The sequence below is a fragment of the Pseudomonas putida genome (assembly GCF_050990305.1).
GTDB lineage: Bacteria > Pseudomonadota > Gammaproteobacteria > Pseudomonadales > Pseudomonadaceae > Aquipseudomonas > Aquipseudomonas putida_AH.
In genome coordinates, this window is the sequence record NZ_CP158817.1 from 2,163,708 (window position 1) to 2,188,049 (window position 24,342).

The following is a 24,342-nucleotide window of genomic DNA, read 5'->3' on the forward strand; positions in this document are numbered from 1 at the left end:
TCTGATTATGTTTATCAACTGAATGCGGAGTATCCGAACATGCCAAAAATGAAGACCAAAAGTGGTGCTGCTAAGCGGTTTCTGAAAACTGCTAACGGTATCAAGCACAAGCACGCTTTCAAGAGCCACATCCTGACCAAAATGTCGACCAAGCGTAAGCGTCAACTGCGCGGTAGCAGCTTGCTGCATCCGTCTGACGTGGCAAAAGTCGAGCGCATGCTGCGCCTTCGTTAATTTTAGTCAAGAATAGAGGAAGTAACTCATGGCTCGTGTAAAGCGTGGCGTCATTGCCCGTAAGCGTCACAAAAAAATTCTGAAACTTGCTAAAGGCTACTACGGCGCACGCTCCCGCGTATTCCGTGTTGCCAAGCAAGCGGTAATCAAGGCAGGCCAATACGCCTACCGTGACCGTCGTCAGAAAAAACGTCAGTTCCGCGCTCTGTGGATCGCTCGTATCAACGCTGGTGCTCGTATCAACGGTCTGTCCTACAGCCGTTTCATCGCCGGCCTGAAAAAAGCGTCCATCGAGATCGACCGTAAGGTTCTGGCTGATCTGGCAGTGAACGAAAAAGCGGCGTTTGCTGCGATTGTCGAGAAAGCTAAAGCCACCTTGGCTTAAGTACCCCCGACAGTCACCCGGCCTCACCTTTGTGGGGCCAGGTGTTAAACGTCATAAATAGGGGAAGAGCCTTCAAGCTCTTCCCCTATTTTGTATCTGGAGTCTGTACATGGAAAACCTGGACGCGCTCGTCTCTCAAGCACTAGAGGCTGTGCAAAGCGCTGAAGATATCAATGCCCTGGAGCAAATCCGGGTTCACTACCTTGGTAAAAAGGGCGAATTGACTCAGGTGATGAAGACCCTGGGGAATTTGCCGGCAGAAGAGCGTCCGCAAGTCGGTGCGCTGATCAACGTTGCCAAGGAGCGTGTCACAGAGGTTCTCAATGCGCGCAAGGCGTTGTTCGAGGAGGCCGATCTTGCGGCCAAGCTCGCCGCCGAATCCATTGACGTGACCCTGCCTGGTCGCGGCCAGACCTCAGGCGGTCTGCATCCGGTTACCCGGACTCTGGAACGTATCGAGCAGTTCTTCACTCACATCGGCTACGGCATCGCCGAAGGCCCTGAGGTCGAAGACGACTATCACAATTTCGAGGCGCTCAACATCCCAGGCCATCACCCGGCCCGGTCGATGCATGACACCTTCTATTTCAATGCAAACATGCTGTTGCGCACCCATACCTCGCCGGTACAGGTCCGCACCATGGAATCGAAACAGCCGCCGATCCGCATTGTCTGCCCAGGCCGTGTGTACCGCAGCGACTCCGATATCACTCATTCCCCGATGTTCCATCAGGTTGAAGGCCTGCTGGTTGATCGCGATATCAACTTCGCCGACCTGAAAGGGACCATCGAAGAGTTCCTGCGCGTTTTCTTCGAAAAAGAACTCGCCGTGCGTTTCCGTCCTTCGTACTTCCCGTTCACCGAGCCGTCCGCCGAAGTCGACATGGAGTGCGTGATGTGCAGCGGTAAAGGCTGCCGCGTCTGCAAGCAGACCGGCTGGCTGGAAGTCATGGGCTGCGGCATGGTTCACCCGAACGTGTTGCGCATGTCCGGGATCGACCCGGAAGAGTTTTCGGGCTTTGCCTTCGGCATGGGCGTCGAGCGTCTGGCCATGCTGCGTTACGGCGTGAACGACTTGCGTCTGTTCTTCGACAACGACTTGCGGTTCCTCGCGCAATTTCGCTAGTCGTAACGAATTCTTAGGAGAGCAGGATGAAATTCAGTGAACAATGGCTGCGTGGCTGGGTAAGCCCGCAGGTAAGTCGCGACGAGCTGGTTGCTCGTTTGTCGATGGCCGGTCTTGAGGTCGATAGCGTTACGCCGGCCGCCGGTGTATTCAGTGGCGTGATCGTGGGCGAGGTGCTGAGCACCGAGCAGCACCCGGACGCTGACAAGCTGCGCGTTTGCCAGGTCAGCAATGGCTCGGAGACCTTCCAGGTCGTGTGCGGTGCGCCAAACGTGCGCCCAGGCCTGAAGATCCCGTTCGCCACCCTTGGTGCCGAACTGCCGGGCGACTTCAAAATCAAGAAAGCCAAGCTGCGTGGCGTTGAGTCCAACGGCATGCTGTGCTCCCAGGCCGAGCTGCAAGTGGGTGAGGGCAACGATGGCCTGATGGAACTGCCGGCCGACGCGCCAGTAGGTCAGGACATTCGTGAATACCTGAATCTGGACGACGCCATCATCGAGGTCGATCTGACCCCGAACCGCGGTGACTGCCTGTCGTTGGCAGGCCTGGCCCGTGAAGTCGGCGCACTGTATGCCGCACCAGTCACTCGTCCAGTGGTTGCCTCCGTCCCAGCCGTACACGATGAAGTGCGTCCGGTTGAAGTGCTGGCGCCGGCTGCGTGCCCGCGTTACCTGGGGCGTGTGATCCGTAATGTCGACCTATCCAAACCTACGCCGCTGTGGATGGTCGAGCGCCTGCGCCGTGCCGACGTGCGCAGCATTGATGCGGCTGTCGACATCACCAACTATGTAATGTTGGAGCTGGGTCAACCGCTGCACGCTTTCGATCTCGCTGAAATCAACGGCGGCATCCGTGTGCGCATGGCTGAAGAAGGCGAGAAGCTGGTGCTGCTCGACGGTCAGGAAGTCAGCCTGCGCAGCGATACGCTGGTGATTGCCGACCATACCCGCGCCTTGGCCATCGCCGGCGTCATGGGTGGCGAACACAGTGGCGTCGATACCGCGACCACTCGCGATATTTTCTTGGAAAGTGCGTTCTTCGATCAGATCGCAGTCGCTGGCAAGGCTCGTTCCTATGGCCTGCACACCGACGCATCGCACCGCTACGAGCGTGGTGTGGACTGGCAACTGGCCCGTGAAGCCATGGAGCGCGCCACTGGCCTGCTGCTGGAAGTCACCGGCGGCGAAGCCGGCCCGATCATCGAGACCGTCAGCGAACAGCACCTGCCGTCGATCGCACCGGTGACCCTGCGTGCCCAGCGCATCACTCAGATGCTGGGCATGGAAATGGATCCGGCCGAAGTCGAGCGTCTGCTCAGCGGCCTGGGCCTGAACGTTTCTGCCGATGGAGCAGGGCAGTGGCGTGTCGAAGTGCCAAGCCATCGCTTCGATATCAGTCTGGAAGTCGACCTGATCGAAGAACTGGCCCGTCTGTATGGCTACAACCGTTTGCCGGTCCGTTACCCGCAAGCGCGCCTGGCGCCACAAGCCAAGGCCGAGGCCCGCAGCGAACTGCCGGAACTTCGCCGTCTGCTGGTCGCCCGTGGTTATCAGGAGGCGATTACCTACAGCTTCATCGACCCGAAACAGTTCGAGCTGTTTAATCCAGGTGTCGAGCCGTTGCTGTTGGCCAATCCGATTTCCAACGACATGGCCGCCATGCGTTCGTCGTTGTGGCCAGGTCTGGTCAAGGCGCTCCAGCATAACTTGAACCGTCAGCAGGACCGCGTGCGTCTGTTCGAAAGCGGCCTGCGCTTCGTCGGTCAGCTCGAAGGCTTGAAGCAAGAGCCAATGCTGGCAGGTGTGGTGTGTGGTAGCCGTCTGCCGGAAGGCTGGGCACAAGGTCGCGATGTCGTCGACTTCTTCGACGTCAAGGCCGATGTGGAAGCGGTGCTGGGCTTTGCCGGTGCATTGGATGCATTCACTTTCGTGCCAGGCAAGCACCCAGCGCTGCACCCGGGTCAAACCGCGCGCATCGAACGTGAAGGGCGACTGGTTGGTTTCGTTGGCGCCATTCACCCGGAACTGTCGAAAACCTTGGGCCTGGATCGTCCAGTGTTCGTGTTCGAGCTGGTTCTGGCGGAAGTCGCGTTGGGCAAAATGCCTAAATTCCACGAGTTATCGCGCTTTCCTGAAGTGCGTCGTGACCTGGCACTGATTGCGCACAAAGACGTTGCGGCCTCGGCTGTACTGGACGTAATCCGTGAAAATGCAGGCGAATGGCTGACAGACCTCAGGCTATTTGACGTGTATCAGGGTAAAGGCATTGATCCTGATAGAAAAAGCCTCGCAGTTGGCTTGACCTGGCAGCATCCATCGCGCACTCTTAATGACGATGAGGTGAATTCCACGACGCAAAACATCCTCACCTCGCTCGAACAAAGGTTGGACGCCACGTTAAGGAAGTGACGTATGGGGGCTTTGACGAAAGCTGAGATGGCGGAACGTCTGTATGAAGAGCTGGGCCTGAACAAGCGGGAAGCCAAGGAATTGGTCGAACTGTTTTTCGAGGAAATCAGGCATGCTCTTGAAGACAACGAGCAGGTCAAATTGTCCGGTTTCGGCAATTTCGACCTTCGGGACAAACGCCAGCGGCCTGGCCGCAACCCGAAAACGGGTGAAGAAATCCCGATCACGGCTCGCCGTGTGGTCACCTTTCGTCCAGGGCAGAAGTTGAAGGCCCGAGTTGAGGCTTATGCTGGAACCAAGTCATAACGACGAGCTTCCCGTCATCCCAGGCAAACGCTACTTCACCATTGGTGAAGTCAGCGAGCTGTGTGCGGTAAAACCACACGTGCTGCGCTATTGGGAGCAGGAGTTTCCTCAACTCAACCCCGTCAAACGCCGCGGAAACCGCCGGTATTATCAGCGCCAGGATGTGCTGATGATCCGGCAGATCCGCGCGCTTCTTTACGATCAAGGGTTCACCATCGGCGGCGCACGTCTGCGTTTGTCCGGTGATGAAGCCAAAGACGACACCACGCAATACAAACAAATGATTCGCCAGATGATCGCAGAGCTCGAAGATGTTCTGGTGGTCCTCAAGAAATAAAATTCCTGCTTTAAATACTTCCAGTTTTCAAAAGCTTGCGATATATTCTTGAGCGTTCCTCGAGAAGTGGAACAGGTTTCACGCCTAGTCGGGGCGTAGCGCAGTCCGGTAGCGCACTAGCATGGGGTGCTAGGGGTCGAGTGTTCGAATCACTCCGTCCCGACCATTATTCCTGAGTAAAATCAGACACTTAAGCCGATCATCTAGATCGGCTTTTTTGTGTCTGCGCAAAACCCGCGCAAAACTGGCGCAAAACTACCCGGTGATTTCGCTGATATTCAGGTCTGGAATCGCCTCGGACCAGATGACTTCCGCGTGGTCCCGCTGGTAGTTTTTAGTCATGTCCTCGCTCGCGTGCCCAGCGATCTTCTGCCCATCCTTTCCGGCTTTCTTGTACAAGTGCAGCGACAGCGCTCGCACTTCATGGAAGCCCGGCATCTCTTCCTCCTTCCATCCCTTGTAGCATTCCGCTGCCTCCCTAGCTTCCTTGAACGCTCGCGTCAAATAACGTTCTTCAACCTTCGTCCAGTGGTCCTTGGTCTGCGCCTGTTTCTGTTTCAGGCGATCAGGCTTCCGGTGCACCAGGTATGGTGATGCGGTGTCATCACGACAGCGGCTGATGACAGCCTGTAGCTCTGGCGTCACACGAAAGCGAATCCAAGCTGCATCACTGGCCTTGGCCGTTTTCTTTTGCACCAGATAGAGGTAGCCCTCGCGAACGCCGTCGAAGCGCATATCGAGGATGTCGGTTCGGCGCTGGGCGGTGATCAGGGCCAGGTCTATTGCGTTCTGCAGCCAGGCTGGCGCTTTCTCCCTGATGGCTTTCAGACCCTCCACGGTGTGGCGCTTGCGTTGCTTCTTCTCGATGCGATTGATGGTGCTGGCGGCCGGATTGTCCGGGCACAGCCCTTTGGCTGCGGCGTGGTTGAAAATGTCGACCAGTAGGGCCCGACACTGGTTGGCCGTGCGCGGGGTGAGGGCATCCAGCATCTCAGCGATCATGCGGATCGTGATCTGGTCTACGGCCTTGCCTTCGAAGTGCTTCCGAAAGCGCCGGAAGTGCACCGCGTACAAGCCCAGGGTACCCTTGGCCAGCTCGCGGGGTGGCAGGACGTCGCGTTCGTAGATATCGAGGAATCCGGTAAATGCCTCCGAGGCGTTGTTCATCACAGCACCAACAAGGTCGGCGCCGCGCATAAACTCAAGGTTCAGCTGTTTCGCTGCGTCAATTGCTTTGAGCCGATCGGCGCCGAACGGAAACCACTTCCCGTCGGTAGGCCGCCGATAGCGATAGGTCGAGCGCCGCGCGTCGTAGTACAGGTTCTGCGGCAGTCCCTTGTTAGCAGGGTTGCGCGGCCGTGGCACCATCATGCTGCTCCTTTCAATACCATTGCGACCAGATCGTTGCCTTTCGAGCGGCTGAATGCGGCCCAGTCAACGTACCAGAGTTTTCCGATCTGCTCGCCGGGTACCATTCCGTTCCGGATGTGGTTGCGGATAGCCTGCGGGCATTGCGGCGTGCCGCCTTCGCCCCAGCGTCGGCGCTGAAACTCGCTGATCTTGATCAGTTCTTTTTTCATGGAGTGCTCAATGCCGCGTGGCGGCAGAAGGTGGGGGTAGGGGAGGATTGTTGAAATCAGATGGGGGGTATTAGGCGGTCTGTATGGCTGAACTATGGTTTATTGGTTCGCCTCGCCAGTTGCGCACACGCTTTCTCCCCTGAAGGTAGCTGGCGGGGTGAGCCCTTATCGGCGCGGCCCCTTGTCGCAGTAGACGTAGGCGAACCAGGCGAGGGTGATCATGGCGTCACCCGATCCGACAAATCCTTTGCGGTAAGCTGGTACTCGACGACGTTGCACACGCGGTAGAACGTTGCAGTGCAGTGCAGTGCAGTGCAGTGCTTGCTGACCCATGCCGGGCGCGTGAGCAACTTGGCGACCAGGCGCCAGAATAAATCGAGCATGGAGGTAACCTCAATAGGATGGCATTATCGGTTTCAACTTGATGCGAGAGCAGGTGCACAAAATGGATGTTGTTTTCCTTGGGTTATCTAAAGGCCAGTGGGAGATAATTAACGGATTTGCTAATTGGCTTGCCGCAATTGGTACAATAAGTGCGGTTGCTGTATCACTTTATTTGGCAAGAAGCGGATCTAGGCCGAGAGCTAAGTTGTCAGCAAACTCAATAGTTATGGTTGATCTAGATTTGGAGCGGCAAGCCGAGCAGGGAAACTATGTGCAACTGCGAGTAGTGAATGTAGGTGATAGGGAATTCAACGTCGTGTCCATTGGGTGGCGTATGGGCCGCCGGCGAAAAAAGAAGCTGTTCATGCAGATGTTTAGCCGGGAAATAAGCAGTGCGCTTCCCATAAAGCTCGCGCATGGCGAATCAGCTGATTGGCGATTTCCAATTGCTGGTGGGGACGACTGGTACACCAGAATTTCATCAAATTTTGAAGTTGATTGGATATCGGAACTACGTTCTATTCGATTTGTGGTGTCCACCTCAATCGGAGATGAGTTTCAATGCTCGCTCGATGAAAATATAATTGCTCGCCTTCGGGATAAGCTTACAAGCCTTCATGGCCCATCATCGTTCTTTATTTCTTTGAAGAATAAAATTAAGCGATATTTTTGACTATTCATTAGTCACCACAGAAGCAGTCGATATCTTCTACGAGGTAGTCAAAATCGAGGTCGGTCTGCCGAGAGCGCTGCTCGGCAGACCAGCCCATCGTCTTGTAGTCGGCTCGATCCTGCCTGAATACCTGGCCGAACCGTTCTTCCGTACCTGACCACCAGATGACCCGAGACGGGTCTTGCATGATGGTTTTGATGAGCTTCCCTTCGTTCTTCTTCCAACACAGGTCGCAGTTGCCGAAATCTGAATCCATGCCCAGGTCGAAAGGCTGCGACGCCCAGAAGTTCGCTACATCCTCTTTCGTGACGCCAGCGGTGTAGGAGGGGCATAGGTTGTCCCAGCGGGTGCCGCCGCGATCATTGGCGGCCATCATGCGGTGATATCGTTTCGGCTCGTCGTAGCGAATGCCGACCACACAATCCCATTCGGTGTAGCCAAGGACTCTCATGTGCTTCTCGCCGATCTTCACCTTCAGGTAGGCGGTGCACATATTGTTAGAGAAATTCGGCAGCACCGGCGGCAGGTTCTTTTCGGCCTTCCGGTACGCGGCGTAGTACACGAGCATCATCGTGAACGGTTCGCCGTTGCGACTGGCTGTTTCGAAGTCCACCAGCCGGTACCAGGGAGCGTCATCCGGCTGGCCATAAACGCGGCACCACTCCATCCAAACGATGCTCACGTTCCAGCGCCTGGCGATTTGATCGATGAAGATCAGTGTCTCCTCACGCTCTTTTCCGGTGTTCTGGAAGAACAGGTGCACGTCCGGCGGCAAAGTACCGCCGTGCGCTTCGAGGATTTTGTAGACCATGTGGGCGCTGGTACGGCCACCACTGATGCCGATCTGGGCCGGGCCCGTGATCAGATAGGGACTCATAACTGCTCCAGACAGCCGATTGCCTCGCCGGCTGGCGTGATTCGTAAATTGGGATAATGATTTGCACCTGGCGCAAACCTGATGGTGGTTGCGATGAGTGCGAAAACCGATGTGGAAGCGATTCGACTTATTGGTGAAGAGGTGGTGCGGCTGCTCAGCCTTCCAGAGGAAAAGCTTGAGCCCGAGGTTAGGGAAGGACTTCGCCTTATTGCTGACCTCGCGCGGTGGCGTGATCTTGCCTATGGGCGATCTGAACAATCTCTAACGGCAATGGACTTCGAAGTATTCACCTGCGGCGTCGATGAAACCAAGCCGCTGCTCTACTTGTGGCAGATTGAGGATGAAAATGGCCAAGTGCTTTATAGGTACGTCGGAAAAAGTGAGCGCGGTGCGAGTCGACCGCTAACTCAATACCGGCGGAATGTCGTAAATCATTTGGCCGGGAGGCCTTACCGAAAGGGCAAGCCCGACGCTTTCCGAGCAGTTCATTTGCGCATGTCGGACGCCGTTGCCAAGGGGCAGCGAATTACCTTGTATTTACTGCAGAACGTCAGTGACGTTGCGCAAATTCTCTGTGCAGAGCGCACTGAACAGGAGAAATTCTGCTCCACCCCGTATTGTGACCTTCCACCAGCGCGACTCTTCGTGCCTCGCCGGCTGGCGTGATTCGTTGAAGTGGGGTATTACGGAAGGCTGGTTACGGCGAAAAGGAAATTGCAGCCTTGGATGAATTGGTTAAAGAAGTGATATGAACGAGCCCCATGAAAGACAGGACACCGTTTCCCCCTTACGATAAGGGATAGGCAAACGGTTATGTTTATGACTAACAGCAACTATAAGAGTGGGGAGCTTTTGGGTCAGGAGCGGCGGCGCCGCTGGAGCCCAGAGCAAAAGCTGGCCATGGTTCGCGAGAGCCTTGAGCCAGGGCAAAGTGTGTCGGTCGTCGCTCGGCGCAACGGCATCAATGCCAATCAGCTGTTCCTGTGGCGCAAGCTGTATCAGGACGGCAGCCTGTCGGCAGTCAGCGCCGGTGAAGCCGTGGTGCCGGCCTCTGAGCTGAGCGATGCGCTCAAGCAGATCCGTGAACTGCAACGGATGCTGGGCAAGAAAACGATGGAAGCAGAAATCCTCAAAGAGGCCGTGGAGATCGCCCAGTCGCGAAAATGGATTGCGCACTCACCCTTGTTGCCGGGGGACGACCAGTGAAGCTGGTCAGCGAATGTCTCGGTGTGGCGCGCTCGCAATTAACGGTTCGAATCAAGCAATCGGTATCGCCCAAAGCACGGCGAATCAGACCTGTGAACGACGCTGAGCTGGTAGTTGAAATCCAGCGACAGGTCAGTGAGCTGCCCAGCTATGGCTACCGTCGAGTCTGGGGATTGCTGCGTCGCGCCCGTGAAAGCCAGTCGCTACCCGCGATCAACGTGAAGCGGGTTTACCGGGTGATGCGTGATCACAACCTGCTGCTTGAACGCCGGATCAAACAACCCGGCGTGCCGCGTCGACACGAAGGCCGTATTGCGGTGCAAACCAGCGATACACGTTGGTGCTCGGACGGCTTTGAGTTCCGTTGCGAGGACGGCGCCAAACTGAGCGTAACCTTCGCCCTGGACTGCTGTGATCGCGAAGCCATCGGCTGGGTCGCAAGCCCGACCGGGTACAGCGGCGATGATATCCGCGACCTGATGCTGGAAAGCGTGGAAAAGCGCTTCGGTGATCAACTGCCCGCCACACCGGTGCAATGGCTCAGCGACAACGGCTCGGCGTACACCGCCGAACAGACACGCCTGTTTGCTCGGCAGATTGGCTTGCAGCCGGTGACCACTCCAGTGCGCAGTCCACAGAGCAACGGCATGGCCGAGAGCTTCGTAAAGACAATCAAGCGTGATTACGTAGCGCATATGCCCAAGCCGGATCGAGAAACGGCGCTGCGTAACCTGGCAATTGCCTTCGAGCATTACAATGAGCAGCATCCGCACAGCGCTTTGAACTATCGCTCACCGAGGGAGTTCAGGCGCTTGGCAGCGGCATCAATTTAACGGGGAGTTGGTGTCCGGTTTTGTAGGGGCAAGTCCATCGGCAGGTTATGCATCCCTCTTTCTGAGGATCTCCTAATGGATATTCGAAACCCTCGTTACAATCAGCGTGGCACAATCGATTGCGAAGTCGAGCACGGAGACCTTGGCTGGATACCTTTTACCGCCTCGCCAGAAGACGATAATGAATTCGGTCGCGAGCTGTATGCATCTCTAATATCGGGCGCACACGGCGCTATCAGCCCTTACGCGGAAATGCCGTTGACGGCGGAACAGCAAGTAGCGCGCATCGCTGAGCGGCGCTACGAGGTCGAAACGTCAGGCATCACCGTTGACGGCATGGCCATCAATACCGACGACCGCGCCAAGACCTTGATTAATGGTTCCGCCATCAAGGCCATGCGCAACCCGGCCTACACCTTGCGCTGGAAAACCCCGGAAGGGTTCGTTGACCTGCCGTCTGCCCAGGTATTGGTGATGGCCGATGCAGTCGCGGACTTTGTCCAGGCCTGCTTCGATCGTGAAGCCGATCTTCTGGTAGCGGTTGGCGACGGCACCTTCACTACAGCCATGCTCAACGAGGGTTGGCCGGTATGAGCCGTTTCACTACCACCTTGAAAACTGAGCAAATCGGCAAGTGGACGCACATTCTCCTTGATGAGTTGGTGCTGGCCGATGAGAGCCAGCGCGTCATCACGGTGCCGGCCGGTTTCTCGACGGACTTCGCCAGTATCAAGGTTCTGCACAATGCCTTCCTGTTCGCACTATTCGCGCTGGTGTCCGGCTACGGCAACTACGCGGCTACGGTGCATGACTGGCTATACGCGACCGGCGCCGTCAGTCGCAAGCAAGCCGACGCCATTTTCTATCGTGCCTTGCGCGCTGAAGGGGTGGCGCGCTGGCGAGCCTCGCTGTTCTGGATTGGCGTTCGAATAGGCGGCGCCTCCCACTACACCAAGACCCCGGCATGCCCGGGGTCTTCTGCATCTGGAGCATGATCGATGCCTATCACATCGCAGCAACTCCTTCAGATCCTCCCCAACGCCGGCGCCAAAGCCGGCGTTTTTGTACCTACCCTCAACACAGCCATGCAGCGGTACCAGATCGTTGGCAGCAAACGGGTTTCCGCATTCATTGCTCAGATCGGTCATGAGTCGGGCCAGCTGCGCTACGTCCGTGAGATTTGGGGGCCTACCCCGGCGCAGCGCGGGTACGAAGGTCGGAAAGACCTGGGCAATACCATAGCCGGTGACGGCTTCAAGTACCGTGGCCGGGGTCTGATTCAGATCACCGGCCGGGCGAACTACGCGGCCTGCGGTGAAGCCCTGGGACTGGACCTGGTCAATCAGCCGGAACTGTTGGAACAGCCACAGTACGCTTGCCTGTCGGCGGCATGGTTCTGGGCAACGAAGGGGCTGAACTCCCTGGCGGATGCCGGTGATTTCGAAAAGATTACTCGGCGTATCAATGGCGGGCTCAACGGCCAAGCTGACCGACTGAAGATCTTGGAGAAGGCCACCGAGGTGCTGGCATGAAGGTTCTGCTGCGAATCCTTCCTTATATAGCCACGGTACTGATCGGTACCGCCGGCGCCTGGATGTGGCAGGCTAATAGCTACGGCCAGATCATCGCCACCAATGCAGCGAATCGGCAAGCTGACCTCGCCAAAATCGCCAATGCCGGTACCGCGCAAGCCCGTCAGGCGCTGGAGAAACAACAGGCGGCCGAACAAGCGCTCGCCGACCTCGACCAGAAAGCCCAGAAGGAAAAGACCAATGACCTTGCCGAGAATGAAAGGCTTCGCCGCGCTGCTGCTGACTCTGCTCGCCGGCTGCGCATAGCGGGAAGTTGTCGCGCCAGTAGCTGGGATGTGCCCGCTACCGCCGGCGCCTCCGACCTGGGCGATGCAGGAACTGTCGAACTCACTGCAACTGCTGGATCAGCTGTTTTCGATATCCGCGCCGGGATCATTGCCGACCGGGCAGCCTTGAAAGCACTGCAGCAATATATAACTCGGGCCTGCTTGTCGGAATTGAGCGAGGCTAAATAATGAATGGGGTTGTTTTCGTATTTCGAGAGTAGAAGCCCGCGCAGGGCGGGCTGAACGGTATTCAGGCACCCCTGAATTATTGTGCCACCACTTGCCACTGATTGTTGGCTGCTGGGTTACGTACTAAGCGATAAACCTTAGCATCGGCCCTGGGCGGGGACACAAACCACTTTGAAACCGCAGCCTCGTTGGGAATAGAAAAATTCTTTTCGATGGTTTGGTATATCAGATTGCCGTTTATATGCATTGGTTGACCTTCTACCAGTACTACATCGCCGTCGCGGACCTCATCGAAGAGACCGTTCTGCATGGCGGAAACCAAGGAGTCACGTGGCTCCCTCAGCACGGAGTCCCACACTGCCGACTGGTGCATGTTCATCGTCCAGTTCAGTGCAACTCCAAGCCCAACCAATGGAACGCAGGCCATCGCCAAATTTGCCATTGCCCCCCGTGCGAGCTGATCTACAGCGGCTGCAAGAAGAAACGCAAGTCCGAAGCATTGGTAATAGACTGGAATGTGTGCGTGCCCCCAGGTCAAGCCTGATTGATACTTGGCTGAGATAGAAATAAGCACTGGTGGCAAAAGTAGAAGAACACCTGCTGCGAAAATAGACATGAGCATCCCAGGCTGTTTAGTGTGTTCACGCCTAAGCACTATGATTGCTATAGCTGACCACAAGAGCATAACTCCCCATGCGAGCGTACTTGTGGAAGCTGCATTGAAAAGCTCGTGTGGAGGGTACTCGTTTTTTCCTGCGGATAAGTAAAAACTCCATGGGAGCGTCCCGAATAGCTGTTTGAGGAATGTCTCGGGTACAGCGCTTAAGCTTCCAACTTCAGAGCCTGCATAAGGGGTCAGGGCAATTTGCTTCACATAGAGACTTACAGTCATGAATATGAGCAATGGCACGAAGACTATGGCTGTGTTACGAATTTTTCTTGAGTGGTTAGAGGTAAGTATTGTCACGATTGCAATCGGGGCGTAGACGATATTGGTCTCATAGAAAGTCATTGATAGAACGGCTATTAACGAAGACGCGGCTAGCCATGCTACGGATTTAGTTTTGTGCCACTTGTGAAGCATCAGGAGGGATGACGTAAGGAGGATCCCAACGCCTTGGCTAAAGCCGGCGAATGCTGCCAATGGATCCCACGAGTCCCGTATTTGCAGTAAAGCCAATAAAGACAAAATAAATAAGCCGATTGTCCGCCAAGATACTCCAATTCTACGCAGTAGTAGAGTTGTAAGGCTTACATGGGTGATGAACATTGCCATGTCCGCCAGCCTGACAGCAAGTTCGCTTTTGAGTATATAGAAAAAACTGTAAATGAAAGGCCAAGGTAAAAGAATTCTACCGTATTTATCAAACCATGCCTGAATAACAATATTTGAAAATTCAATTACGCTGGAATCGAATCGATTGATCATTCCCCACGTCTGGCTATTCAAGGCGTCGTCCGCCCAGAAACCGTTTTTTGAGTACGGTAAAAGAATGATGGCTATCAGAATGGCGACGATTGATCCGAAAATTATTTTTTTTAAACTATCCTGTGTTATACGCATTTCTAGTGTGGCGCTCTGATATAGGGAGTTTTTGCACATACTAGACTAGCTAGGCACTTCAAACTAGCTGAACCTAGCAATCGGAATTTAGTCGAAGGGTCACACGTGCGCGTCGAGGTTCCCATAAAGGTACCGTGCCGCCATGGTGTTATCGGATCTGCTCGCACAGGCTGATGCCCGATCGGGGGGCTGACGAAAGCGTTGGCCGAGCCAGGATAGCCAGCCTGGTCTTTGAGTCGGCCTATACTACCTTGATCAAATAGTGGGAGGAGCTGGTGAGTGAAGGACTTAGCGGGAAGATTTCTGCAGGTGTGCCATTGATGCAGCACCCCCTGTGAGCAGTGTTCAAGTACGATGAGGCGAAGGGCGTCCTGCCAACCGAGGAGGTTGAGCGGCTGCGTCTGACGGCGGAATGGCTTATGGGGGCGGTTCAGCAGTACAAGTTTCGCGTGCTCGGTGGTCCGGTGCATCCATTTCACTGAGCGGGCTATATAAAGGAGGGGTTGTGTTCAGTCGGCAGAACGCCGGGGAAGGGAGGCTACTGTAGGAGTATACAACGCTAAGTTATTGATTTTTATAGGGTGATGTGGCGGTTTTGCACCTCTTTAACATCACCTATTTTTCCTTATGTATCAATTGCTTGCCTAGGTTTCTGGGTCACCTTGACATAGTGGTGCCTAAGTTTATCCGGCCAGTCCAGAGCCTGAGTTAGTTTCCTGGTCCCCATGCACAAGCATTAGGGTGATTTTTGGCCATACTGGGAAGTTGAGCGCCAATGCCACCGCCAGAAGGTCGTCCAATGAAAAAGCTTTTCCTCGTAGCAATGATTGCCGCCGCGTTAGTTTCTGGGTGCTCCCTTTACTCGACTACAGATTTTCAACCGTATGAATCGAAGAACGGAACCTTTGAAGGACAGGGTGGTGCAAAAGAAACCATTGATGGGATCGATTTTTGGACAAACGGGGAGCCGCCTCGAAAATTCAAGATGCTCGGAGTTATCAATGATGTTCGTTTAGCCAATCCGGTAACCATGAACGGTTTGAAAGGCGCGGTCGCTCTAAAGGTCAAGGAGGTAGGCGGCAATGCAGTCATTTGGAATGGCGAATCTAATCGACATGGCGATCGTGCAAGCTCCAAGTTCGCCGTGATTAAGTACCTTGATTAAGGTGCAGGATGAGTTGGCTCGACGCCGGAGAAAGGTGCGCAAAACCTCCGCTGGAGGCCGCGTGTTTTCGTTTGCAAAACTACAAAAAAGCGGATTTTTTGCCGAACCTACAATTGGCTCTATTCGTTTTAAAACAATAACTTAGCTGGCTACAGTCCCCAACATGGGGTGCTAGGGGTCGAGTGTTCGAATCACTCCGTCCCGACCATATTTTTCAATGACTTAGCCGAACTCTCACCAGTTCGGCTTTTTCATGCGTAGGGACTTTTGCGGGGGGGCATCCCGTTTTCCTCCTCAAGATGGTCAGTGCCGGTCCTCTCGAATCGGTCGCTGATACTTTGTTTGCCGCCTCAATCAACTGCTCAAGCTCTGCGGTAGAATAGTGGCTCGTAACGCTGCCATTCTTGTGCCCCAAGAGCGCCTTCCGATCTTCCAGTGTCACGCCCGCTGCACGTAGCCTTCTGCCAAAGGTGTGCTTGAGGTCGTGAATCCTGATCGATCTGAACCCAGGGTGTGCCGGTGACTTGTGCTCCATTTCCCACTTCGCCGCCGCTCTCACCCTGGCCTTCTTCCATGCTGTGTCATTCATCCGGTGCATCGGAGTCGGACCGTGTTCGTCCGGCTGCCCATACGGAAAGACATACTTCGAATGCAGCCCGCGCTGCCCATCGATGACCGACATCGCCACCTTGTTCAGCACCACCAGCCTCTCGTCGCCATTCTTCACACCAGACTTTTCGCTCCTTCCGCCGAAGTCAGCAGGGATCAGGAACTCGCTCGTTCCCAGTTCCGGTACCCGGATTTCCCAATCCCATTGAAGCTTGCAGACTTCCTGTTCCCGGCAACCCGTGTTCACCTTGTAGAGCGACATCCTCAGCAGGTGGTCAGGGATTTCCGCGAACAGCATCGACTGCTCTGCCCATGACATTGGGTAGGGCTTCCTGCTCGACTTCCTTTCCTCCAGCATCGAGATCATCGGCACACTATCCAGCCATGGCCGTTTCTCTGCGTCTCGCCACTTCCTGTGGCACAGGTTCAAGATCCGTACGATTCGCTGTAAGGCGATGTTGACCGTCCGGTTTGAGACGCCTGGCTTCACCTTTCCCTTTTCGTTCTTCGTCGGCTTCTGCCTGTCCCGCTTGAAAGCAGCCAGGGTTCCGTCATCTATATGGGTGATCGGCAGATCCCCGATGTACGGGTCCAGCTGTTCAATGTGTGATGCGGACAGGCCGATCGACGCCTGATCCTTAAATTCAACCAGGAATCGCGTGGCTGCCTCACGCCAGGTTCGCACCTGGCGCACGCCGTAGACCTTTTCCTGTCTGAGCTTTTCCAGTCGGTGAATCAGGTACTGCTCCGCTTCCTGCCTTTCGCTTGCTCCAGTGCTTTCCTGAAGTCGGTTACCTCTGACGACCTTGTCGATGTGCCAGATTCCGTTTCTCTCGTAGAGACCGGAGATCGTTTTTCGCGCCATTTATTACCTCCTTGGCGCCCACTGCGGGGCTGATTGTTGTCCTGATTCGCCGCTTTTTCAATTGCCATGGACTCGACGTAAGCGTCTGCCCACTGGTCAAGCTCAAGCCGGTCGAACCCGATACCCTGTTTCCCGATCGGGAATTCGCGCACGTTCGGCCTGACCGTCTTGTTGAACTCATCCCGGCACATGCCGAGATATCCGTAGGCCTCGCCGGCGCGGATAAAGCGCGGGAGGATTGGCGCGACCTGTGCCGCGCTTCGATTGGACATAGCTGTCTCCGTGCCGCCGCCGGCGGCAGAGTGTTCAGTGAATGGTCACGCTGTCCTGCCCAGGGGCTATTTCGCGAGCCTGTTGTTCGGTACGTCGGCAGATGTGTTGGATCTTTCCGCCGCAGTCGGCGATCACCCACCAAAATCCGCCGAAGCGGTGCGGGCCCTTGATGATCTTCGTGATGGTCATGGCGCACTTCCTTGCCCAAGGGGCGGTTGGTGGTGATGGTTTATGCCGCTGCTCGGTTCGCCCGGCCTGCGTTACGGCGCCGGGTCATCAACACCTGCAGTCGGTATGCACGGAATCGACGGCCATCCTCTGACCTGATCTCTGGCGCAAGCTCGGACAGGTCTTCATCGAGGCGACCGAAGTAGTAGAGGTGTTCGCCGTCGCCACACCATTCAGGTTGTGCGGTGGCCCAGGTACGCGCCTCAATGCAGGGCATGCAGGTTTTGAAGGCATCCATGTCGCCATCCCAGCTGCCGGTGATGAGTTGGTATTTCTGACCCGGGCCAATAACGCCATAGCACTCACAGCATTTGTGATGCTTGCGGGCGGTGGGCGTGGTTTCGGTTTGAAAATCGGACATACGAATCCTCGCCCGCCGTTCACCGGCAGGCTCTTGTGTGGGGTAGGGGTTAGGCGGTGGTGGCCTGGCCGAAGCCGAATACGGTCAAAGTCTCATCGACTTCTTTCACAACCTTGAACTGGAGCATCACTGATCGCTGGGTAGATAGATTGAAATAGTCCCAGTACCTGACCACCCATTCGGCCATTTCTTTGTGGCGTGGCCCGACCACCGTTCCGTAAATCCCGCAGGCACCGAGGTAACCCATGAACTCGTCGATGTTCATGTATGGCCGAACTTCGTGGTCATCGATGTCGAGCATCCGCTCAAACAGCTCGGCCATCTGTATTAAGGATTCGTGGAAGTGTTGGGAGGTGACGAAGTGCTTTTTGTAAAGCGCCCAAATTTTGAGGGTGAGGCCGCCAGCATTGAAGGCTGGCCAGGCTTCGTCTTCTACCTTCAGGTTGTCGGGGTTAAATCCGATTCTGACGATCATCACCGCGGCCCCTTGTAGCAATACACGTAGGCGAACCAGGCGAGGGCGATCATGGGGTCACCTCTCTAACCCAATCAGTGAAGCCAGCCAGAACCGGCTGAATGTTTTTGTCATCCGCCCAGCCGGCGAACCCGATAAATCCGTCACGGTTGAAGGTGACTGCCTCCCTGTCGTCGAAGTAGGACGCCTTGCATTTGATCTCGGCATAGCCTTCACGGACTACGGCGCGCTGACGACAGCGGAAAACCCCTCGCATGCATCCGCTTTCCTTCATGCGAAGATTTATCAACGTGCGTAGCCGTTGAATGCTTTTCGGGGTAATCACCGAATAATCGAGCTTTGCACTCTCGAACAAGGATCGAGCCTCGTCACGGGTCATGGCATCACCTCGCGGCGTGCCCAGCTCACGCAAGGTCCGTCTTCGGTATCGAATATCCCGAGGAGGAACCACTCTGGCCCAGGCGCAACCGGATTCCAGCCGAGGCAGTGACACTTACCGTCGTCATACGGGTGATGGCCGTCGATATCCGCGTCCATATGCCACTGCTGCAGCACAAGGTGCTGCTCCGCGATCCATGCCTTGAAGGCCGCGTAGTCTTCATCGAAGTCGGGCATATCGGGATGATCCCACCAGCCGTCTTCATCCCGTTCCACGACAACAGGCTGGATCAAAACCGTTTCTTCAGGCATGACTGTTCCTTTGCCGCTATAGCGGCTGACTTTGAAGGGGAAGGGAGTTAGGCGGCGGCTTTCAGTGCCTCGATGATTCGCTGCCCTGCCAGCGGTGGTACCGCATTGCCAGTCATGTGCATGGTCAGCCGGTGGTTATCCGGTCGCAGGGTGTCAGCAGGGAAGGACTGCGCAGCCATTGCTTCATCGGCGCGGAGCATACGCATCATGTCGCCGTCTACCACTGCCCAGCGGTCCAGTGTGGTTATGGTGCCTATCGGTCGATCAAGGCTGCGGCCGGTGAGGCCGGAACCTGATCTGTAATTCGGCATCACGAACCGGTCGCCGAAGCGCTCGCGACCATTCTTCACACGGGTCAGCGTCGACGTCGCACGGCCCGGCTTATTGATTGGCGACCACTTGCCAGCGTTGAAGTCGATAATCTCGCTGGCCGGAACGTGCTGATAGCGTGGCAGTTGCAGATGTAGCGGCGCCTTGCTGCGTGAGCAGACCATGAACAGCCTTACTCGGTGTTGTGGGACGCCGAGGTCAGCGCAATCAACGATGTGCGGGGCCAATGCGTAACCCAGGCGCTGCATCGCGTCGGCCCACGCAGGATATAAAATCCAGTCCATGAACTCCGGAACATTCTCGATCACGGCGAATTCAGGCCGGTTGACCTCGGCATTGGCGACCGGTGCCCAGGCAGTCGAGCGCGAGTTGTCATGCTTTGGAGTACCTGACTCCTTACCGCGTGCCTTGGTATGCCCTTGACAACATGGCGAGGCAAGCATCACATCGTGCTTCGGCACCTGCGACCAGTCAGCCTGGTGCAAGTCTTGGCACGCATGGATTGTGTCCGGGTTGTTTCGGGTGCCACTCGACCGCCTCGGGCCAGTGGTTTGCAGCCCAAAGAACCTTCAGGCCGGCGTTGCGGCCGCCCTTTGTCCAACCGCCAAAACCGGCGAACAAGTCAACTGCTGTGAGCATATGGGATCCTCGCCGACTGGCGTGATTCGTAAATTGGGATGATGATTTGCACCTGGTGCAAACCCGACGGTGACTGCGATGAGTTCAAAAACCGATGTGGAGGCGATACGGCTGATCGGCGAAGAGGTAGTGCGGTTGCTCAGCCTTCCTGAGGACAGGCTTGAGACTGAGGCTCGCCTAGGACTGCGCCTGATCGCCGAGCTTGCGCGCTGGCGGGTGATTGCCTACGGAGATGAGCCGGCCATTCTGCACCAGGTGCGCTAGATCGAAACTTCGCCGGTATCGATCTTGCGAAGTTCAGTTACCTCGATTTTCTGGGTGCCGTCGGTAATCACCCAGCAGGGCAGCTCAAGATTACGGAAAGTGCCGTGATAGCTTCGGTATGCGCCGAGGGCTGCCTTGCGAAAGCAGTCCGCAGCGACTTGTTCGATCGCCATTGGCTGCCCCCCCCTAACAGCTTCAAATCAAACACAACAGCCTTTTCAATTCGCTTGGCGGCTGCTCGGACGGTGTTCGGCGAGAGTTTGAATTCCTCCGCGACCTCAGAAACATGCTTGTAAATGAGCGCATCGTGGATCTGCTGATCACAGGCGCCGTTACGCAGGCCCGCATAGATGACTGCTTGCATGGGTTATCTCCAGTCAGGCGCCGCCCTCCGTGACCGGATGCGACAGTGAGCAATTTATTGGGGCAGCGTGAACCAGTTAGCAGAACGTAGGTCCATCGAGTTCCGAAGGTTGGCAGTCAGAATCTGGCAGACCTTATCCTCATAAAAATAATAAGGAGGTGGCCATGAGCTGCCTGATTTGTGCCGGAACTGCTGAAAGCTACCAGGTTGGTGATGACTTTGAAGAGCGCAATTGCCCTTCATGTGGGCACTACCGTATTTCCAGAGCGCTGGTTTTAACACTCATGGAGCAGGGGCAGATTTTCGATGTGAATCGAATGAGGTACTGGCTGACGGAAAAGCGTAAGCTCACCGATATTCCCACCATTGAAATCCATGAGGCGTTGCTCGTTCCCTGAGACAAGCTGCCTGGCTAATCAACTCGGCGCTAAGTATTCGTCACCTGGGTCTTTGCGCAGTTCGCGCAGGCTTTGATTGTGGAATTCGCGTGACACCTCATCGGTAATAGCAAAAGGGTTCGTGACACAGCGAAGCATCTTCGCCTGCGTCTCAAAATCGGCGGCGATCAGGTTGATCAGCAGCCGTTGGTGAATGTCCTGCTGGTTGTTAATGCCGTGGGTTTTCATCACTTTTTGCAGATCCGGCTTGAACACCCCAGCCACCTCAACCATGAACTTCTCGATGCCCAGCGCTGCGTTCTTGGCCGCTGCCTTCTCGCGCTTCTTGCGCTGCTTGATGGCTTCCGGTGTCAGTTCTTGCTGTTCCTCGGCCATGGCCTGCCTCTTCAATTCCGTGGGCTGGTAGATCCAGCCATGTCTGCCGTCGGCGCTGGCGCACCTGGTTGTTGATGCGCCTCATCGAAAGGCCGGCTTCATCTTCGGATAATCGATGTCGTAATCTTTGAGCAGTCGCAGGAGCAGCGTCGAACTGATTGTCGATGGCTTCGTGGCACTGCTTCCGATTCAGGCCCTTGTGGGGGCCGAGCGGTAAGCTTGTGTACGACAGCGGGGCCCCGGCAGTAGTGGTGACCTTCGCCGCAGGAAACTGGACCTACCTAGGCTCTGAGGAATTGTCCGTTGGACGCCGTTACGTCTGGAGCATCGGCAGACTGCTTGGGGCAGGCGAATACATATCCCTTAATCCCTTTGCTATGAACTGCCACAACGCCTCAACCGGTGGCGGCTGTGCGCTTGGCGTCGATTACGCCAATAGCCGCATCCTCATGTACAGCCTCGCCACAACGGCTTGGACTGACCAAGGGCACCGTCCTTTCCTCTGCGCCAAATTGCTGGCCTGAGGCTCAAATTTTCTGGAGATGATTTATGCTCTGGTACAAAACCGGGACGGTTTCTGTCGTCCAAAACTCCAATGCGGTGATCGGCACGAACACTGCATTTATTTCGAACGCCCGTGTCGGCGATGCCTTTCGCGGGCCGGATGGCGCCTGGTATGAAGTGACCAACATCGCCAGCGACACGGCCTTGGCGATCTCGCCGAACTACCAGGGTGCGAGCAATGCCGCCGGCATCTACGCTCTGGCGCCGATGCAGGGCTACGTCAAAGACTCGGCCGACGCTCTACGATCGCTGGTAAACCAGTACGGTGCCAAATTGGCCGCACTGGGAACCACCGGCAACTACGACATATTGCCCGTAACCAAAGGCGGGACTGGCGGGACTGACCAGGCTGGAGCGCGATCCGGCATTGGGGCCGCTAAGTCTGGCTCGAACAACGACATCACATCGCTAGCCGGATTAACCAATGCGCTTAGCGTCGCACAAGGAGGAACGGGGGTCGCGACTATTGCCGCGCTTCTGTCTGCTCTGCAGGCTGCAGGCGCATACGGAAAGTCAAACGCTGTCGGCACGACATCGCAGTCGGGTGGAGTTCCATCTGGCGCAATCATCGAGCGAGGCAACAACTCAAACGGTGACTACGTTCGATATGCAGACGGGACGCAGATTTGCTGGAAGCGGATCGCGACAGATATCTCCAGCACTCCTATTGGAGGGATTTTTGGCAGTGGAGCATTCGGTGCTGGTCCATATCCGGCTGGGTTCATCGAAGCTCCAAAAGTCGTGCATTCGGGTTACATCGCATCGGGCAACGTAAACGCTATGTGGTCTGGCTGCTACACAAGCCCAACACAAAATAGCTGGGGAAACTACCAGCTTCTTTCCGCCGGATCTTACGGCGCTGGTTACATCGATGTGCTCGCTATCGGGAGGTGGTTCTGATGATTATTAAACTTTCTCCGGTGCGCCTAGACGGCACGCTTAAAGTATCGCGCGCCGGCTCTGCACTGAATATAAATGGCAAGCTTTTCGATTTCTCCCAGATGGTCGATGGCGACTCGCTTCCTGCTTCCGCTATATCTTCAGAGTGGTTCGCTGGACAGGTCGATAATGTAGCCGGCGTTCTTGAGCTAACGCTAATTCTTCCTCTGCCTGCGAATTGTAGCCAGGAGCTGGCATTCCCCGAGCCTTCGCTCAGCGTTCCTGATGGGCCTGTGATATTGCCGCAGCCAACACCGATCCCCGAGCCAGATATCCAGGAGGCCGAAGCATGAGCACAAACATCGACTGGAGTCAGCTGATCACCAGAGCAATGAAAGAGCAGGCCGCGAATGACCAAGTGCTCGTTGACGCCTTAGCAGAGAATGCGAAATGTCGAACCGTCGCCGATAAAGCCATTGCACCGCTTCAGGATGCCGTGGATATCGATGAGGCCACAGATGCTGAAGTTCTGCTGTGGAAGGCCTGGAAAAAATATCGCGTCGCGCTGAATCGGGTGCCCGAGCAGTTAGGCTATCCCGCCACGATTGATTGGCCAGTAGCCCCGGCCTGATCTTCGACGAACACCGTACCCCGCCACTGAGCGGGTATTTTTTTTTGCCTGGAGAAAAGTATGCCCATCACATCGCAGCAACTGCTGCAGACTCTTCCGAACGCCGGCACCAAAGTCGGCGTTTTTGTTCCTGTCCTCAACACCGCCATGCAACGTTTCCAGATTGTCGGCGCGAACGCATTGCCGCGTTCATCGCTCAGATCGGCCACGAATCCGGCCAGTTGGTCTACGTCCGCGAGATCTGGGGACCAACCCCGGCCCAGCGCGGATATGAAGGCCGGAAAGACCTAGGCAACATCGTGACCGGCGATGGTTTCAAGTATCGCGGGCGCGGCCTGATCCAGATCACTGGCCGGGCGAACTACGCCGCCTGTGGCGAAGCGATGGGCGTCGACCTGGTCAATCAGCCAGAGCTGCTGGAGCTGCCGCAGCATGCCGCGATGTCGGCGGCGTGGTTCTGGGCCGCCAAAGGGCTGAACACCCTGGCCGATGCCGGTGACTTCGAAAAGATCACCCGGCGCATCAACGGTGGGCTGAATGGCCAGGCCGACCGGTTGTCGATCTATCAGCGTGCGTTGAAGGTTCTTTCGTAGGGAAGGTTTGTAGTTGGCAGGACGCCGGAGAAGGGATGTTGCTGAAATGTCGCTGAGCGCTGTATGAATCCATATGAATCCACAACAGCCTTCAGCAACTTGTGAAGCCCCAGATGCAGCGAAGCCCGCACTGGGCGGGCTTTTTTGAGCTCTTGGTGTCACGAGGAGAACTCCTCAAGAAGTGATGGCTCCATTATCGACATAAGTGCCTAAAGCAGGTGGGCGCGATCGGTCATGCGATTAGCATAAACGGGCGATCTTTTCGGCGTTGTACCTTTTGACTTGGACGGACACTGCCGAGTACGCACAGCTTCCACAAGGCTCTACCTGTGGAAAAAAGCCGTTTAGGTACTTTTTTTAACGGATCACGGTGCAACGCCCGGCTGTTGCTCGGCAGATAGCACTCGTCAGTGGCAGTTCTGCCCTTGGACCTGCTACTTCCCGACTTAGCGTTAGGGTCGCTGAAAAGGGCGGGCTAGTTCAGGGGCGGGCAATTCCGACCTGCAAGCAAGACGAGCCCTGCGTCACTTTCGGACAGGTCCTATATCTATTCGGGTGGCGATCCTTAACGCTTGGTCGCGTTCTGTGATCTCTCGGGGAAAATTAGCATGGCGTCGGCGACCAAGGACTGATCGCACTAGCTGCCTGCCAGGCCTATGCCAAAGGCCAGTTGAGCTAG

At 56.0% G+C, this 24,342-nt stretch carries 32 protein-coding genes, 1 tRNA gene and 3 pseudogenes; 21 read left to right on the forward strand and 15 right to left on the reverse strand.

Annotated features, from left to right (window positions below; all coding sequences use genetic code 11):
* The first annotated feature begins 39 nt into the window (after nucleotides 1-39).
* The 7 genes from rpmI to ABTV22_RS10045 all read left to right on the forward strand — a co-directional run bounded on the left by rpmI (nucleotide 40) and on the right by ABTV22_RS10045 (nucleotide 4,962).
* On the forward strand, nucleotides 40-234 hold the full coding sequence (gene rpmI / locus ABTV22_RS10015; RefSeq protein WP_002553160.1) for a 50S ribosomal protein L35: 195 nt from the start codon (nucleotides 40-42) through the stop codon (nucleotides 232-234).
* A gap of 28 nt (nucleotides 235-262) precedes the next feature.
* Nucleotides 263-619: a 50S ribosomal protein L20 gene (gene rplT, locus ABTV22_RS10020; RefSeq protein ID WP_007905879.1), complete on the forward strand. Its 357-nt coding sequence runs from the start codon at nucleotides 263-265 to the stop codon at nucleotides 617-619.
* A gap of 109 nt (nucleotides 620-728) precedes the next feature.
* Entirely contained in the window at nucleotides 729-1,745 is a 1,017-nt protein-coding gene (pheS, locus tag ABTV22_RS10025) for a phenylalanine--tRNA ligase subunit alpha (protein ID WP_007940232.1), read from the forward strand.
* Nucleotides 1,746-1,771: 26 nt separating this feature from the next.
* On the forward strand, nucleotides 1,772-4,153 hold the full coding sequence (gene pheT, locus ABTV22_RS10030; RefSeq protein ID WP_433739795.1) for a phenylalanine--tRNA ligase subunit beta: 2,382 nt from the start codon (nucleotides 1,772-1,774) through the stop codon (nucleotides 4,151-4,153).
* A gap of 3 nt (nucleotides 4,154-4,156) precedes the next feature.
* Entirely contained in the window at nucleotides 4,157-4,459 is a 303-nt protein-coding gene (ihfA, locus tag ABTV22_RS10035; protein WP_002553164.1) for an integration host factor subunit alpha, read from the forward strand.
* Complete coding sequence (locus ABTV22_RS10040; protein ID WP_003179985.1) at nucleotides 4,440-4,796, forward strand: MerR family transcriptional regulator; 357 nt, start codon at nucleotides 4,440-4,442, stop codon at nucleotides 4,794-4,796. The genes ihfA and ABTV22_RS10040 overlap by 20 nt, the downstream gene beginning before the upstream one ends.
* An 89-nt stretch (nucleotides 4,797-4,885) precedes the next feature.
* A tRNA-Pro gene (locus ABTV22_RS10045) sits at nucleotides 4,886-4,962 on the forward strand.
* 89 nt (nucleotides 4,963-5,051) lie between these two features.
* On the opposite strand, the gene ABTV22_RS10050 is transcribed toward ABTV22_RS10045, so the two are convergent.
* The 3 genes from ABTV22_RS10050 to ABTV22_RS10060 form a co-directional block, all read right to left on the reverse strand.
* The gene (locus ABTV22_RS10050) at nucleotides 5,052-6,164 is read right to left on the reverse strand and encodes a tyrosine-type recombinase/integrase (protein WP_433741354.1); all 1,113 of its coding nucleotides are present in this window, start codon (nucleotides 6,162-6,164) and stop codon (nucleotides 5,052-5,054) included.
* The gene (locus ABTV22_RS10055) at nucleotides 6,164-6,376 is read right to left on the reverse strand and encodes a hypothetical protein (RefSeq protein ID WP_433739797.1); all 213 of its coding nucleotides are present in this window, start codon (nucleotides 6,374-6,376) and stop codon (nucleotides 6,164-6,166) included. The genes ABTV22_RS10050 and ABTV22_RS10055 overlap by 1 nt, the downstream gene beginning before the upstream one ends.
* A gap of 218 nt (nucleotides 6,377-6,594) precedes the next feature.
* Nucleotides 6,595-6,759: a hypothetical protein gene (locus ABTV22_RS10060; RefSeq protein WP_433739799.1), complete on the reverse strand. Its 165-nt coding sequence runs from the start codon at nucleotides 6,757-6,759 to the stop codon at nucleotides 6,595-6,597.
* A 62-nt stretch (nucleotides 6,760-6,821) separates the two neighbouring features.
* Between ABTV22_RS10060 and ABTV22_RS10065 the strand changes: the two genes are divergently transcribed.
* On the forward strand, nucleotides 6,822-7,433 hold the full coding sequence (locus ABTV22_RS10065) for a hypothetical protein (RefSeq protein ID WP_433739801.1): 612 nt from the start codon (nucleotides 6,822-6,824) through the stop codon (nucleotides 7,431-7,433).
* A 7-nt stretch (nucleotides 7,434-7,440) separates the two neighbouring features.
* Here ABTV22_RS10065 and ABTV22_RS10070 read toward each other — a convergent pair whose 3' ends face one another.
* Nucleotides 7,441-8,310: a hypothetical protein gene (locus ABTV22_RS10070; RefSeq protein WP_433739803.1), complete on the reverse strand. Its 870-nt coding sequence runs from the start codon at nucleotides 8,308-8,310 to the stop codon at nucleotides 7,441-7,443.
* Between the two features lie 93 nt (nucleotides 8,311-8,403).
* On the opposite strand from ABTV22_RS10070, the gene ABTV22_RS10075 reads away from it, so the two are divergent.
* The 6 genes from ABTV22_RS10075 to ABTV22_RS10100 all read left to right on the forward strand — a co-directional run bounded on the left by ABTV22_RS10075 (nucleotide 8,404) and on the right by ABTV22_RS10100 (nucleotide 12,396).
* Nucleotides 8,404-8,976 carry a hypothetical protein gene (locus ABTV22_RS10075; protein WP_433739805.1) on the forward strand — a complete coding sequence of 191 codons (573 nt, stop codon included), beginning with the start codon at nucleotides 8,404-8,406 and terminating at the stop codon, nucleotides 8,974-8,976.
* A gap of 153 nt (nucleotides 8,977-9,129) precedes the next feature.
* Nucleotides 9,130-10,349, forward strand: a protein-coding gene (locus ABTV22_RS10080; RefSeq protein ID WP_433735520.1) for an IS3 family transposase whose coding sequence is annotated in 2 segments (ribosomal slippage) — nucleotides 9,130-9,475 and nucleotides 9,475-10,349 — 1,221 coding nt in all. Because the reading frame shifts where the segments join, the coding sequence is not laid out codon by codon here.
* Between the two features lie 75 nt (nucleotides 10,350-10,424).
* Nucleotides 10,425-10,943, forward strand: a complete 519-nt coding sequence (locus ABTV22_RS10085) for a DUF4376 domain-containing protein (RefSeq protein WP_433739806.1) — start codon at nucleotides 10,425-10,427, stop codon at nucleotides 10,941-10,943.
* Nucleotides 10,940-11,344, forward strand: coding sequence for a DUF1353 domain-containing protein (locus ABTV22_RS10090; protein WP_433739808.1), 405 nt, complete (start codon nucleotides 10,940-10,942; stop codon nucleotides 11,342-11,344). The genes ABTV22_RS10085 and ABTV22_RS10090 overlap by 4 nt, the downstream gene beginning before the upstream one ends.
* 3 nt (nucleotides 11,345-11,347) lie before the next feature.
* On the forward strand, nucleotides 11,348-11,881 hold the full coding sequence (locus ABTV22_RS10095; RefSeq protein WP_433739810.1) for a glycoside hydrolase family 19 protein: 534 nt from the start codon (nucleotides 11,348-11,350) through the stop codon (nucleotides 11,879-11,881).
* A complete protein-coding gene (locus ABTV22_RS10100; protein ID WP_433739811.1) occupies nucleotides 11,878-12,396 on the forward strand; it encodes a lysis system i-spanin subunit Rz in 519 nt (172 codons plus the stop codon). Before ABTV22_RS10095 ends, ABTV22_RS10100 begins: the two co-directional genes overlap by 4 nt.
* A 76-nt stretch (nucleotides 12,397-12,472) precedes the next feature.
* Here the strand turns inward: ABTV22_RS10100 and ABTV22_RS10105 are convergent, their stop codons facing one another.
* Entirely contained in the window at nucleotides 12,473-13,960 is a 1,488-nt protein-coding gene (locus tag ABTV22_RS10105) for a hypothetical protein (protein ID WP_433739813.1), read from the reverse strand.
* Between the two features lie 799 nt (nucleotides 13,961-14,759).
* Between ABTV22_RS10105 and ABTV22_RS10110 the strand changes: the two genes are divergently transcribed.
* Nucleotides 14,760-15,125: a hypothetical protein gene (locus tag ABTV22_RS10110; protein WP_433739814.1), complete on the forward strand. Its 366-nt coding sequence runs from the start codon at nucleotides 14,760-14,762 to the stop codon at nucleotides 15,123-15,125.
* 280 nt (nucleotides 15,126-15,405) lie between these two features.
* On the opposite strand, the pseudogene ABTV22_RS10115 reads toward ABTV22_RS10110, so the two are convergent.
* The 8 genes and pseudogenes from ABTV22_RS10115 to ABTV22_RS10150 form a co-directional block, all read right to left on the reverse strand.
* Nucleotides 15,406-16,584, reverse strand: a pseudogene (locus ABTV22_RS10115) (tyrosine-type recombinase/integrase); the annotation flags it as partial.
* Nucleotides 16,470-16,871 carry a hypothetical protein gene (locus tag ABTV22_RS10120; protein WP_433739815.1) on the reverse strand — a complete coding sequence of 134 codons (402 nt, stop codon included), beginning with the start codon at nucleotides 16,869-16,871 and terminating at the stop codon, nucleotides 16,470-16,472. The gene ABTV22_RS10120 and the pseudogene ABTV22_RS10115, both read right to left, overlap by 115 nt.
* 34 nt (nucleotides 16,872-16,905) lie before the next feature.
* On the reverse strand, nucleotides 16,906-17,061 hold the full coding sequence (locus ABTV22_RS10125; RefSeq protein WP_433739817.1) for a hypothetical protein: 156 nt from the start codon (nucleotides 17,059-17,061) through the stop codon (nucleotides 16,906-16,908).
* Nucleotides 17,062-17,101: 40 nt separating this feature from the next.
* Nucleotides 17,102-17,461: a hypothetical protein gene (locus ABTV22_RS10130; protein WP_433739819.1), complete on the reverse strand. Its 360-nt coding sequence runs from the start codon at nucleotides 17,459-17,461 to the stop codon at nucleotides 17,102-17,104.
* 49 nt (nucleotides 17,462-17,510) lie between these two features.
* Complete coding sequence (locus ABTV22_RS10135; protein WP_433739821.1) at nucleotides 17,511-17,936, reverse strand: hypothetical protein; 426 nt, start codon at nucleotides 17,934-17,936, stop codon at nucleotides 17,511-17,513.
* 49 nt (nucleotides 17,937-17,985) lie between these two features.
* Nucleotides 17,986-18,315, reverse strand: a complete 330-nt coding sequence (locus tag ABTV22_RS10140) for a hypothetical protein (RefSeq protein WP_433739823.1) — start codon at nucleotides 18,313-18,315, stop codon at nucleotides 17,986-17,988.
* Nucleotides 18,312-18,626 (reverse strand): hypothetical protein, encoded by a 315-nt coding sequence (locus tag ABTV22_RS10145; RefSeq protein ID WP_433739825.1) that lies wholly within the window; start codon nucleotides 18,624-18,626, stop codon nucleotides 18,312-18,314. Before ABTV22_RS10145 ends, ABTV22_RS10140 begins: the two co-directional genes overlap by 4 nt.
* 47 nt (nucleotides 18,627-18,673) lie before the next feature.
* Nucleotides 18,674-19,595 (reverse strand): annotated as a pseudogene (locus tag ABTV22_RS10150) (DNA cytosine methyltransferase).
* 78 nt (nucleotides 19,596-19,673) lie between these two features.
* Between ABTV22_RS10150 and ABTV22_RS10155 the strand changes: the two are divergent.
* Nucleotides 19,674-19,859, forward strand: coding sequence for a hypothetical protein (locus ABTV22_RS10155; RefSeq protein ID WP_433739827.1), 186 nt, complete (start codon nucleotides 19,674-19,676; stop codon nucleotides 19,857-19,859).
* Nucleotides 19,860-19,926: 67 nt separating this feature from the next.
* On the opposite strand, the gene ABTV22_RS10160 is transcribed toward ABTV22_RS10155, so the two are convergent.
* Complete coding sequence (locus ABTV22_RS10160; RefSeq protein WP_433739829.1) at nucleotides 19,927-20,223, reverse strand: hypothetical protein; 297 nt, start codon at nucleotides 20,221-20,223, stop codon at nucleotides 19,927-19,929.
* A 164-nt stretch (nucleotides 20,224-20,387) separates the two neighbouring features.
* On the opposite strand from ABTV22_RS10160, the gene ABTV22_RS10165 reads away from it, so the two are divergent.
* Nucleotides 20,388-20,621 (forward strand): hypothetical protein, encoded by a 234-nt coding sequence (locus ABTV22_RS10165; protein WP_433739831.1) that lies wholly within the window; start codon nucleotides 20,388-20,390, stop codon nucleotides 20,619-20,621.
* 18 nt (nucleotides 20,622-20,639) lie between these two features.
* Here the strand turns inward: ABTV22_RS10165 and ABTV22_RS10170 are convergent, their stop codons facing one another.
* Nucleotides 20,640-20,996, reverse strand: a complete 357-nt coding sequence (locus tag ABTV22_RS10170; RefSeq protein ID WP_433739833.1) for a hypothetical protein — start codon at nucleotides 20,994-20,996, stop codon at nucleotides 20,640-20,642.
* Between the two features lie 549 nt (nucleotides 20,997-21,545).
* On the opposite strand from ABTV22_RS10170, the gene ABTV22_RS10175 reads away from it, so the two are divergent.
* The 4 genes and pseudogenes from ABTV22_RS10175 to ABTV22_RS10190 all read left to right on the forward strand — a co-directional run bounded on the left by ABTV22_RS10175 (nucleotide 21,546) and on the right by ABTV22_RS10190 (nucleotide 23,663).
* Nucleotides 21,546-22,460, forward strand: a complete 915-nt coding sequence (locus tag ABTV22_RS10175) for a phage tail protein (RefSeq protein WP_433739835.1) — start codon at nucleotides 21,546-21,548, stop codon at nucleotides 22,458-22,460.
* Complete coding sequence (locus ABTV22_RS10180) at nucleotides 22,460-22,792, forward strand: hypothetical protein (protein ID WP_433739837.1); 333 nt, start codon at nucleotides 22,460-22,462, stop codon at nucleotides 22,790-22,792. The genes ABTV22_RS10175 and ABTV22_RS10180 overlap by 1 nt, the downstream gene beginning before the upstream one ends.
* A complete protein-coding gene (locus tag ABTV22_RS10185; protein WP_433739838.1) occupies nucleotides 22,789-23,070 on the forward strand; it encodes a tail fiber assembly protein in 282 nt (93 codons plus the stop codon). The genes ABTV22_RS10180 and ABTV22_RS10185 overlap by 4 nt, the downstream gene beginning before the upstream one ends.
* Before the next feature lie 60 nt (nucleotides 23,071-23,130).
* Nucleotides 23,131-23,663: pseudogene (locus ABTV22_RS10190) on the forward strand (glycoside hydrolase family 19 protein).
* The last annotated feature ends 679 nt before the right edge of the window (nucleotides 23,664-24,342 follow it).

Bases quoted from the DNA above. Each gene is read 5' to 3' on its own strand.
- ABTV22_RS10040 (WP_003179985.1), top strand. From the start codon at position 4,440: ATGCTGGAACCAAGTCATAACGACGAGCTTCCCGTCATCCCAGGCAAA.
- ABTV22_RS10130 (WP_433739819.1), bottom strand. From the start codon at position 17,461: ATGTCCGATTTTCAAACCGAAACCACGCCCACCGCCCGCAAGCATCAC.
- ABTV22_RS10155 (WP_433739827.1), top strand. From the start codon at position 19,674: ATGAGTTCAAAAACCGATGTGGAGGCGATACGGCTGATCGGCGAAGAG.
- ABTV22_RS10135 (WP_433739821.1), bottom strand. From the start codon at position 17,936: ATGATCGTCAGAATCGGATTTAACCCCGACAACCTGAAGGTAGAAGAC.
- ABTV22_RS10095 (WP_433739810.1), top strand. From the start codon at position 11,348: ATGCCTATCACATCGCAGCAACTCCTTCAGATCCTCCCCAACGCCGGC.
- ABTV22_RS10185 (WP_433739838.1), top strand. From the start codon at position 22,789: ATGAGCACAAACATCGACTGGAGTCAGCTGATCACCAGAGCAATGAAA.
- ABTV22_RS10065 (WP_433739801.1), top strand. From the start codon at position 6,822: ATGGATGTTGTTTTCCTTGGGTTATCTAAAGGCCAGTGGGAGATAATT.
- ABTV22_RS10085 (WP_433739806.1), top strand. From the start codon at position 10,425: ATGGATATTCGAAACCCTCGTTACAATCAGCGTGGCACAATCGATTGC.
- ABTV22_RS10145 (WP_433739825.1), bottom strand. From the start codon at position 18,626: ATGCCTGAAGAAACGGTTTTGATCCAGCCTGTTGTCGTGGAACGGGAT.
- ABTV22_RS10055 (WP_433739797.1), bottom strand. From the start codon at position 6,376: ATGAAAAAAGAACTGATCAAGATCAGCGAGTTTCAGCGCCGACGCTGG.
- ABTV22_RS10125 (WP_433739817.1), bottom strand. From the start codon at position 17,061: ATGACCATCACGAAGATCATCAAGGGCCCGCACCGCTTCGGCGGATTT.
- ABTV22_RS10050 (WP_433741354.1), bottom strand. From the start codon at position 6,164: ATGGTGCCACGGCCGCGCAACCCTGCTAACAAGGGACTGCCGCAGAAC.
- ABTV22_RS10160 (WP_433739829.1), bottom strand. From the start codon at position 20,223: ATGCAAGCAGTCATCTATGCGGGCCTGCGTAACGGCGCCTGTGATCAG.
- ABTV22_RS10120 (WP_433739815.1), bottom strand. From the start codon at position 16,871: ATGTCCAATCGAAGCGCGGCACAGGTCGCGCCAATCCTCCCGCGCTTT.
- ABTV22_RS10075 (WP_433739805.1), top strand. From the start codon at position 8,404: ATGAGTGCGAAAACCGATGTGGAAGCGATTCGACTTATTGGTGAAGAG.
- pheS (WP_007940232.1), top strand. From the start codon at position 729: ATGGAAAACCTGGACGCGCTCGTCTCTCAAGCACTAGAGGCTGTGCAA.
- ABTV22_RS10090 (WP_433739808.1), top strand. From the start codon at position 10,940: ATGAGCCGTTTCACTACCACCTTGAAAACTGAGCAAATCGGCAAGTGG.
- ABTV22_RS10105 (WP_433739813.1), bottom strand. From the start codon at position 13,960: ATGCGTATAACACAGGATAGTTTAAAAAAAATAATTTTCGGATCAATC.
- ABTV22_RS10140 (WP_433739823.1), bottom strand. From the start codon at position 18,315: ATGACCCGTGACGAGGCTCGATCCTTGTTCGAGAGTGCAAAGCTCGAT.
- ABTV22_RS10165 (WP_433739831.1), top strand. From the start codon at position 20,388: ATGAGCTGCCTGATTTGTGCCGGAACTGCTGAAAGCTACCAGGTTGGT.
- ABTV22_RS10070 (WP_433739803.1), bottom strand. From the start codon at position 8,310: ATGAGTCCCTATCTGATCACGGGCCCGGCCCAGATCGGCATCAGTGGT.
- ABTV22_RS10060 (WP_433739799.1), bottom strand. From the start codon at position 6,759: ATGCTCGATTTATTCTGGCGCCTGGTCGCCAAGTTGCTCACGCGCCCG.
- rplT (WP_007905879.1), top strand. From the start codon at position 263: ATGGCTCGTGTAAAGCGTGGCGTCATTGCCCGTAAGCGTCACAAAAAA.
- pheT (WP_433739795.1), top strand. From the start codon at position 1,772: ATGAAATTCAGTGAACAATGGCTGCGTGGCTGGGTAAGCCCGCAGGTA.
- ABTV22_RS10175 (WP_433739835.1), top strand. From the start codon at position 21,546: ATGCTCTGGTACAAAACCGGGACGGTTTCTGTCGTCCAAAACTCCAAT.
- ABTV22_RS10180 (WP_433739837.1), top strand. From the start codon at position 22,460: ATGATTATTAAACTTTCTCCGGTGCGCCTAGACGGCACGCTTAAAGTA.
- ihfA (WP_002553164.1), top strand. From the start codon at position 4,157: ATGGGGGCTTTGACGAAAGCTGAGATGGCGGAACGTCTGTATGAAGAG.
- rpmI (WP_002553160.1), top strand. From the start codon at position 40: ATGCCAAAAATGAAGACCAAAAGTGGTGCTGCTAAGCGGTTTCTGAAA.
- ABTV22_RS10110 (WP_433739814.1), top strand. From the start codon at position 14,760: ATGAAAAAGCTTTTCCTCGTAGCAATGATTGCCGCCGCGTTAGTTTCT.
- ABTV22_RS10170 (WP_433739833.1), bottom strand. From the start codon at position 20,996: ATGGCCGAGGAACAGCAAGAACTGACACCGGAAGCCATCAAGCAGCGC.
- ABTV22_RS10100 (WP_433739811.1), top strand. From the start codon at position 11,878: ATGAAGGTTCTGCTGCGAATCCTTCCTTATATAGCCACGGTACTGATC.